8 protein-coding genes and 1 pseudogene are annotated in these 8,419 nt (G+C 33.4%); 5 read left to right on the plus strand and 4 right to left on the minus strand.

The genetic code is table 11. The features are described 5' to 3' along the window. The 5 genes from VFS71_RS16070 to VFS71_RS16090 form a co-directional block, all read left to right on the plus strand. Window positions 1-351 (plus strand): DUF5683 domain-containing protein (locus tag VFS71_RS16070; RefSeq protein WP_326402546.1); only part of this gene is annotated, 351 nt, incomplete at its 5' end. Between the two features lie 46 nt (window positions 352-397). After that, window positions 398-1,105, plus strand: a complete 708-nt coding sequence (gene dapB, locus VFS71_RS16075; protein WP_326402548.1) for a 4-hydroxy-tetrahydrodipicolinate reductase — start codon at window positions 398-400, stop codon at window positions 1,103-1,105. 82 nt (window positions 1,106-1,187) lie between these two features. Then, window positions 1,188-2,750 carry a signal peptidase I gene (lepB, locus tag VFS71_RS16080; protein ID WP_326402549.1) on the plus strand — a complete coding sequence of 521 codons (1,563 nt, stop codon included), beginning with the start codon at window positions 1,188-1,190 and terminating at the stop codon, window positions 2,748-2,750. Window positions 2,751-2,762: 12 nt separating this feature from the next. Further along, window positions 2,763-4,370, plus strand: a complete 1,608-nt coding sequence (gene lepB / locus VFS71_RS16085; protein WP_326402551.1) for a signal peptidase I — start codon at window positions 2,763-2,765, stop codon at window positions 4,368-4,370. A gap of 68 nt (window positions 4,371-4,438) precedes the next feature. Further along, window positions 4,439-5,062: a WbqC family protein gene (locus tag VFS71_RS16090; protein WP_326402552.1), complete on the plus strand. Its 624-nt coding sequence runs from the start codon at window positions 4,439-4,441 to the stop codon at window positions 5,060-5,062. Between the two features lie 98 nt (window positions 5,063-5,160). Here VFS71_RS16090 and VFS71_RS16095 read toward each other — a convergent pair whose 3' ends face one another. The 4 genes and pseudogenes from VFS71_RS16095 to VFS71_RS16110 form a co-directional block, all read right to left on the minus strand. Beyond that, window positions 5,161-6,207: an endonuclease/exonuclease/phosphatase family protein gene (locus VFS71_RS16095; RefSeq protein WP_326402554.1), complete on the minus strand. Its 1,047-nt coding sequence runs from the start codon at window positions 6,205-6,207 to the stop codon at window positions 5,161-5,163. 70 nt (window positions 6,208-6,277) lie between these two features. Then, the gene (locus tag VFS71_RS16100) at window positions 6,278-7,138 is read right to left on the minus strand and encodes a rhomboid family intramembrane serine protease (protein WP_326402556.1); all 861 of its coding nucleotides are present in this window, start codon (window positions 7,136-7,138) and stop codon (window positions 6,278-6,280) included. A gap of 65 nt (window positions 7,139-7,203) precedes the next feature. Next, the gene (locus VFS71_RS16105; RefSeq protein WP_326402557.1) at window positions 7,204-7,962 is read right to left on the minus strand and encodes a rhomboid family intramembrane serine protease; all 759 of its coding nucleotides are present in this window, start codon (window positions 7,960-7,962) and stop codon (window positions 7,204-7,206) included. Beyond that, window positions 7,959-8,419: pseudogene (locus VFS71_RS16110) on the minus strand (DNA mismatch repair protein MutL); the annotation flags it as partial. The pseudogene VFS71_RS16110 and the gene VFS71_RS16105, both read right to left, overlap by 4 nt.

The raw sequence follows: 8,419 nt of genomic DNA on the forward strand, positions 1-8,419 counted from the left end.
TTAGTTTACGGAGCTATGGGAACCAGTTTGTACCTATACGTTGACAACAAGAAAAAATATCACGAATATAGAGATGCTTATAAAAGTCGTTTGGCTGGAAATCCAGACCCTAACTACGACTATCTCTCTGACAAACAGTTAATATCAGCTCAAGAGTTTTACCAAAGAAACGCTTCGTTATCAGGACTTTTTGTGATTGGCTTTTATGTATTAAACATTATAGATGCCAACGTTGACGCTGCCTTAATACAATTTAATGTGAACCAGAGTTTATCTTTTCAACCAGAAATAACTCCAGATCCTGTAACATTAAAATCAAATTTAGGACTAACACTTAATTATCGTTTTTAGATTCGGATATTCTTCGTTTCTTTTTAAAAATCAAAAAAATATACAAATGAAAATTGCGCTTTTAGGATACGGAAAAATGGGGCATGTAATCGAAAGAATTGCTTTAGAAAGAGGACATGAAATTGTTTTGAGAAAAGACGAATTTAACACCTATGACGGGCTTTCTTCTGCCGATGTTGCCATCGATTTTAGTGTTCCATCAGCTGCAGTAAATAATATTTCCAGTTGTTTTCATGCCAATGTTCCTGTAGTTTCCGGAACAACTGGTTGGTTGGAACATTATGATGAAATGATTACCCTTTGCAAAGAAAAAAACGGAGGATTTATCTCTAGTTCTAACTTTAGTCTTGGTGTGAATTTATTTTTTGAATTCAACGAATATTTAGCAAAAATCATGTCTCAATTTGATCATTACAAAGTGGATATGGAAGAAATCCATCATGATCAAAAACTAGATGCACCAAGCGGAACCGCTATTTCATTAGCCAAAGGTGTTATTGAAAATAGCAATTATACTAATTGGACATTAGACTCCCCTAAAGAACACGAGATCCATATCGAAGCTGTAAGAGTAGGAACAGTTCCAGGCACACACACGGTAACTTACAACTCTGAAGTAGATTCCATCGAAATAAAACACACAGCACACAACCGTGAAGGCTTTGCCCTTGGCGCCGTAATCGCTGCCGAATGGCTTGCAGGAAAACACGGTGTTTATACTATGAAAGATGTGTTGAATTTAAATTCTAAATAAAAAGGATTAAATCCCTAACAATAAAACCCCAAAATTCTAATAGAAATTTGATCTAAAAATCTAAAGTTTAAAATCTAAAATTATGACACTATATCTCTGGTTTGTATTCTTTTTGGCCGTTCAGGTTATTCATTTCTTAGGAACTTGGAAAATATATGAAAGTGCTGGAAGAAAACGTTGGGAGGCAGCAATTCCTGTTTACAATGCAATTGTTTTAATGAAAATAATTGGTAGACCTACTTGGTGGACTCTTTTACTCTTTATCCCAATCATCAACCTGATTATGTTTCCCGTTATTTGGGTAGAGACTATTCGTAGTTTTGGAAAAAAATCTTTTTTAGACACAGTACTTGTAATTGGAACTTTAGGATTTTACATTTTTTATCTTAATTACACACAGACTTTAACACACGAACCAGATAGAAATTTAAGTCCAGACCATAAAGCAGCCGATACTATTAGTTCATTACTTTTTGCCATAATTGTAGCTACTATTGTTCACACCTATTTTATCCAACCTTATACCATTCCTACTTCTTCATTAGAGAAATCCTTATTGGTTGGCGACTTTTTGTTTGTGAGTAAAATGAATTATGGAGCGAGAGTTCCAATGACTACAGTAGCCATGCCGATGGTGCATGATACTATTCCATTGACCAAACGAAAATCATATTTGACTTGGCCACAATTGCCTTATTTTAGACTTCCAGGCTTTCAAACCATCAACCGTACCGATATTGTTGTTTTCAACTGGCCTGCAGATACAGTATATAAATTCAGGGATCGATCTGGACTAAGGGTTGACAAACCAATTGACAAAAAATCAAATTATGTAAAACGTTGTGTTGGTGTTCCTGGCGATAGCTTATCAATAAAAGACGGATTAGTTTACATCAACGGAAAAGAATTGATTTTACCGGAACGTGCAAAACCACAGTTCTCATACAACGTAGTTTTGGATGGCAAAACACCTATTGACTTTGAATATCTTTTCAAAGATATGGACATCACTGATGGTGCTGGTTTCTTAAACCAACAAACAAGAGACACTTTGTTTATCAGCGCCTTAACTGCTGCCGGAGCTGAGAGATTGCAGCATGTTCCTGGAATAAAAGCTGTAGACAGAATTATTTCAAAAAATGTTGAAGATGGTATTTTTCCACACATCAACAAATGGAACCGAGATAATTTTGGTCCAATCTACATCCCACAAAAAGGCAAAACCGTTGCCTTAAACCTAGAAAGTTTGCCTTTCTACAAAACCATCATCACCGATTATGAGAAAAAGGATTTGAAAGTGAATGGTAATGAGATCAGAATTGATGGCAAAGTGGCTACAACCTATACTTTTGACCAAAACTATTACTGGATGATGGGAGACAATCGTCATAACTCTGAAGACAGTCGTTACTGGGGTTACGTTCCTGAAAATCATATCGTAGGGAAACCAATTTTTATTTGGATGAGTATCGATGGAATTAATGGTCCTAAGAGCAATTGGAAAGTTCGTTGGGACAGAGTATTCACAACCGTTAGCGGCGAAGGACAACCACAATCTTACTTTAAATACTTCCTAATCGCTCTCGCTGCCTTTTTTGTTGGTGAATATTTCTGGAAAAAAAGAAAAGTGAAAAAAGAATTATAAAACAAGACCAATATGTCAATATACCAATGGTTTCTTTTTTTTCTGTTCATACAGGTAGTACATTTTTTAGGAACATGGAAACTATATGAAATTGCAGGAAGAAAACGCTGGGAAGCTTTAATCCCAGTTTATAATGCAATCATTTTAATGAAAATCATTGGTAGACCTACTTGGTGGACTATCCTCCTATTTATACCAATCATTAACCTTATCATGTTTCCAGTTATATGGGTGGAAACATTACGAAGTTTTGGAAAAAATTCAAAATTAGATACCTTTTTAGTAATTGTTACTCTAGGATTTTACATTTACTACATCAGTTATTCAAAAAAATTAAATTATAAAGCAGAGAGAAACTTAAACCCGGAGAATAAAACTGCCGATACAATTAGCTCTTTACTTTTCGCTATTATTGTCGCTACATTGGTTCACACCTATTTTATACAACCATTTACGATTCCATCTTCATCATTAGAAAAAACATTATACATTGGTGATTTTTTATTTGTAAGTAAATTAAATTTTGGAGCAAGAGCTCCTATGACCACCGTAGCAATGCCTATGGTACATGATTCAATCCCGTTTTTAGGCGTTAAATCATACCTATTCAATGATGATATTACAAAAAAGGAAACTTCGATTTTGAACAAGTTTCAATTACCCTATTTTAGATTTCCTTCATTTGAAACGATTAAACGCAATGACATAGTAGTGTTTAATCAGCCTGCGGATACTTTATTGGACATGGATAATTTTAAACCAACAAGAAATTATTACAAACCAATTGACAAAAAAACAAATTTAGTAAAACGCTGTGTTGCTATACCCGGAGATTCTTTGGAGATTCGTGAAGGAGACATTTACATCAATGGAAAACCAAGCAAATTACCCGAAAGTGCAAAACTCCAATATAACTTTTTTGTAAATACTCAAGGTACACATATGGACCAGAGCTCCCTAGTAAACATGTATGGCGCTAGAGATGGTTTGAAGGATGTGAATGGAGATTTTCCATTGACCAATAATGGAGAATATGTATTAACTTTAACCGACAAGGAAGCAAGCAGAATAGCTGCTAATCCAGTAGTTAAAGGTGTTAAAAAATATTTACTTCCAAAGGGGGAAGATGGGGACGTATTTCCTCACATTCATTCTTTAGGATGGAACATTGACAATTTTGGACCTATTTATATTCCTAAAAAAGGAGAGACAATTAAATTAGACAAAAAAACACTTCCATTTTACAAACGCATTATACAGGAATACGAAAAAAACACATTACTCATTAACGGTAATGAAATTATAATAAACGGAAAGCCAGCTAACAGCTACACTTTTAAACAAGATTATTTTTGGATGATGGGAGATAATCGTCAAAACTCTTTAGACGCAAGATTTTGGGGCTATGTTCCTTTTGATCATGTCGTTGGTAAACCTGTATTCATTTGGTTTAGTTGGGACAAAGATGGCAAAGGAATTCACAAAATAAGATGGAATCGAGTTTTCTCTTTCGTAAATGATGGGGAACCTAAATCTTATTTAATTCATTTCTTAATCGCTGTTGCAGCATTTTTTGTTGGTGAGTATTTTTGGAAAAAAAGAAAAGAAAAAAAAGTTTAAAAGTATATATTGTTTAGAAAATTAAGAATTTGCGACTAACCTTTCTAAACTTCAAAACCGTTAAAACAATGAACATCCTAATACATCCCTCCTATTTTCCATCCATAAGCCATTTTGTTGCCATGGCTCAATCGGATAGTATTACGTTTGAAATAGAGGATAATTTTCAAAAGCAGACCAATCGCAACAGAACTTACATTTATAGTCCAAACGGAATTCAGTTGTTGAATATCCCAATAAAGCATTCCAATTTAGCACATCAAAAGACAAAAGACATTAAAATAGAATCGGAGTTTGATTGGCAAAAACAGCATTTCAAATCGCTGGAGGCCGCCTACAGAAGCTCTCCTTTCTTTGAGTATTTTGAAGATGATTTACTTCCTATTTTTCAAAAGAAACATACTTTTTTGATGGACCTCAATTTTGAAGCATTAGAAATAACATCCAAGTGTTTGCGAATGAAATTAGAATTTGATACCACAATTGAATATTTTCATGAAATAGACAATTCCAAAATAACTGATTTTAGACATTTAGTAAACGGAAAAAAAGACCATTCAGTTTTTGAGAACTATACCCAAGTTTTTGATGACAAATTTGGTTTTTTAAACAATCTTAGCGTTCTGGATTTATTATTTAATGAGGGAAAATTTGCAATGGATTATTTAAAGAATCAAGTACTAATCAAATAAAATTCAATACTCAATAAAACTAGTTTAAAATTTTAAACCCTTTCTAAATTAAAATATATTTAGGAAGGGTTTATAGTTTTTCTAAAAGAAAATTAAAATTATTTCATAGATAACTTTGCCATAATGGGATAGTGATCTGAGTTTTGAAATTCAGGGAAGCTCTCAAATTGTTTTACTTCCATAGTTTCGTCGGCAAAAATATAATCTATTCGGGCCGGGTAATACTTAAACTTATATGTAGCACCAAAACCAACTCCAGCTTCTTCAAAACTGTCTTTTAGTTTCCCTTTTATATTTCTATACACATAGGAAAAAGCACTGTTATTCATATCACCACAGACAATAATTGGGTATTTGCAATTCTTTTCATGCTCTTTAAAAATGGCGGCTTGTTCCTGTTGTTGCTTAAAAGCTTTACTGATACGAATAAAAAGGAATTTGGATTTTTGTTGGTCGATTACATCGATATTTTCTGAAATTTCATTAACATCCGGGGAAATTTTTATGGACTGCAAATGCATATTATAAACTCGTATTATATCTTTTCCCTTTTTAATATCAGCAAAAACAACATTATTATTGGAATTCGGAAAAACAATATTCCCGTGTTCAATAATAGGGAATTTAGAAAATATTGCTTGGCCCGTTTTAATTTGCTTACCCTCCATCAAAACAAATTTATAGGGATACACTTTTAGATCAATATTAGCAGAATTAGAAAACTCCTGGATGCATAATATATCTGGGTTTTCAGTATTGATAAATTCTAAAATTACATCTGGAATATCGTCACGATCCAACCATTTAAAAACATTAAACAATCTTACGTTATAACTCATAATCGTAAAATCTTTATCGCTTTGCTCGAATTCTTTAGCAGAGAATTTATAAAACTTATTAAAAAAAGTAATTCCAACTAGAAGAACTAAGCCTGATAAAATCATGCGTTTTTTAAACTGAATCGCCCAATACAAAAAGAATAATCCATTCGCCAAAAAAAACAAAGGCATGAATAAAGTAAAAACCGATAAAAGCGGAAAGATTTTTGGTGCCAAAAAAGGGAGTAAATAGGCGATGAATGTTAGCACAATCAGTACTAAATTCAAAAAAAACATTCCTTTATTAAACCATGAAAGGTTCTTCATATTTAATGTATTTTAAACTTTGCAATCTAAAAGTTAACGTTTTACACTTCAATAATTAGATAAAAATAGGTTATTTTCCGGCTTGAAACAAGAATTCTTTTTCTTCTTGGCTCAAACTTTCATAACCTGACTGACTGATTTTGTCCAAAATCTCATCTATTTGCTGTTGCTTTTTATCTTTTACAACTATTCTTGAAATCGGTTTTTCGACTGGTTTTCTATAATTTTTATGCACTTTTTTAAAAGGGGTCGAAGGCTTTTTAAACAAATTGGTAAAGAAATCCAAAACGACACTCACTATCTTACTCAAATCAGTTCCGTTTTGAAGCAATTTAATATATACAAACCCAAAAAAAGCACCAGCCAAATGAGAAATATGCCCGCCAGAATTTTCTAATCGGAATTGCATTAGATCCAAAATAATAATTACCGCCGTAATATGCCATAATTTCACATTCCCAACGAGTAACAATCGTACATTCATCAAAGGACTATAAGTTGTTACCGCAACCAAAATAGCCATTATTGCCGCCGATGCCCCAATTATCGCTCCACTGTAATGCATCAAATTAAAGCCCAAAGCAAAAATCAGTCCCGAAAAAATGGCGCTTAAAATATACAGTCCCAAATACTGTTTGGAAGAGAAAAAAGTCAAAAACAAGTAACTCGAAAAGTTCAGCACCATCATATTAAAAAGCAAATGGAAAAACCCATCATGGAAAAAAGCATAAGACAGAAAAGTCCAAGGTCTTAATACAAAAACGGCTGGCTCTGATGACAAAGCAATCCAATTGGGAAAATTAAAAGCCCCAAGCTTAAATTGATAGAAAAACACTAGGGAAACCAAAAAGCAACCTATATTCCAATAGATCAATTTTAAGGCGATCCCACCTAATTTATATTGCATTTTCAAATCGTCTAAGATGTTCATATTTGATATAATCAGTTATGGGTTATCATTTGTGTTTTAATTTATCTTTTTATTCCTTAAGAGCATTAATTCCAACGATGGTTATTGAATTGGTTTTTCTTCCAATACCACATCATCAAATAACCAACCAATGCGCCTCCAAGGTGTGCAAAATGAGCAATTCCACTCGACCCTCCAAATAAAGATCCTCCAGAAACACCCAAATATAAATCAATTAACAATAATCCTGGAACAAAATACTTTGCTTTAATTGGAATTGGAATAAACATCAAAGCCAATTCAGCATTAGGAAACATAAAAGCAAAAGCCACCAATAAGCCATAAATAGCCCCTGACGCTCCTACAACATTTCCTAAATATGCACCCATAAATGCCTGAAAATCGGATGGAGTTAATAATTCCTGCCACTTGGTATCAAATTTCCCTTCACTTAAGATTTTTAATATTTCAACTTTTTGGTAACCATTCTCCACTAAGATATTGATTCCATTTTCAAAAAAATAATAGTTCACACCAGTGTGCAATAAAGCAGCTCCTAAACCACAGGAAATATAAAAGAATACAAACTTTCTACCTCCCCAAAAATGTTCCAACGCCGAACCAAAAGAATATAAAGCAAACATATTGAAAGCAATATGCATGATATTAGGCAATGGCGCATGCATGAACATGTGTGTGAAAATTTGCCAAAAATGAAAATCGGGACTCTCGAAAAAATACATCGAAAGTAATTTATAGGCAGGCTCCCCAACAATCATCGAGCCAATATAAAACAGCACATTTATAATTAATAACTGTTTTACTGTAGGTGTAATATTCATCATAATGCAAATTTTTTATCTAAGTCTTCCACACGCATAGTTATGAAAGTGGGTTTCTGAAATGGGGAAACATTCGGGTCCTTGCAAGCGAAAAGTCCATTTACTAAATTCTCTTGCTCTTTTTCGGTTAAATAGGCACCTGTTTTTACAGCCAAACTTTTGGCCATTGATTTGGCAATAGTATCATTCTGACTAAAACTATTCTCTGGAATTCCATTATGCAAATCACTCAATAACTGATCTAAAACTGCTGCCACTTCACTCTCGGTTATATTCACAGGAATACCCGAAATTACGATATGATCGGGATTAGACTCCTCAAAAACAAATCCCGTATTGACTAATGATTGCTGCAACTCGGCAATAAGTTCCATTTCTGTCGCTGAATAAAACAAGTTAATAGGAAACAACAATTGCTGACTCGATGCATGCTGAACTGTCATATTCACTAGAAATTGTT

The sequence above is a fragment of the Flavobacterium sp. genome (assembly GCF_035760125.1).
Classification (GTDB): domain Bacteria; phylum Bacteroidota; class Bacteroidia; order Flavobacteriales; family Flavobacteriaceae; genus Flavobacterium.

What these genes read in the sequence shown, in the direction of transcription:
- dapB (WP_326402548.1), top strand. Translation starts at nt 398, where the DNA reads ATGAAAATTGCGCTTTTAGGATACGGAAAAATGGGGCATGTAATCGAA.
- lepB (WP_326402549.1), top strand. Translation starts at nt 1,188, where the DNA reads ATGACACTATATCTCTGGTTTGTATTCTTTTTGGCCGTTCAGGTTATT.
- lepB (WP_326402551.1), top strand. Translation starts at nt 2,763, where the DNA reads ATGTCAATATACCAATGGTTTCTTTTTTTTCTGTTCATACAGGTAGTA.
- VFS71_RS16090 (WP_326402552.1), top strand. Translation starts at nt 4,439, where the DNA reads ATGAACATCCTAATACATCCCTCCTATTTTCCATCCATAAGCCATTTT.
- VFS71_RS16095 (WP_326402554.1), bottom strand. Translation starts at nt 6,207, where the DNA reads ATGAAGAACCTTTCATGGTTTAATAAAGGAATGTTTTTTTTGAATTTA.
- VFS71_RS16100 (WP_326402556.1), bottom strand. Translation starts at nt 7,138, where the DNA reads ATGAACATCTTAGACGATTTGAAAATGCAATATAAATTAGGTGGGATC.
- VFS71_RS16105 (WP_326402557.1), bottom strand. Translation starts at nt 7,962, where the DNA reads ATGATGAATATTACACCTACAGTAAAACAGTTATTAATTATAAATGTG.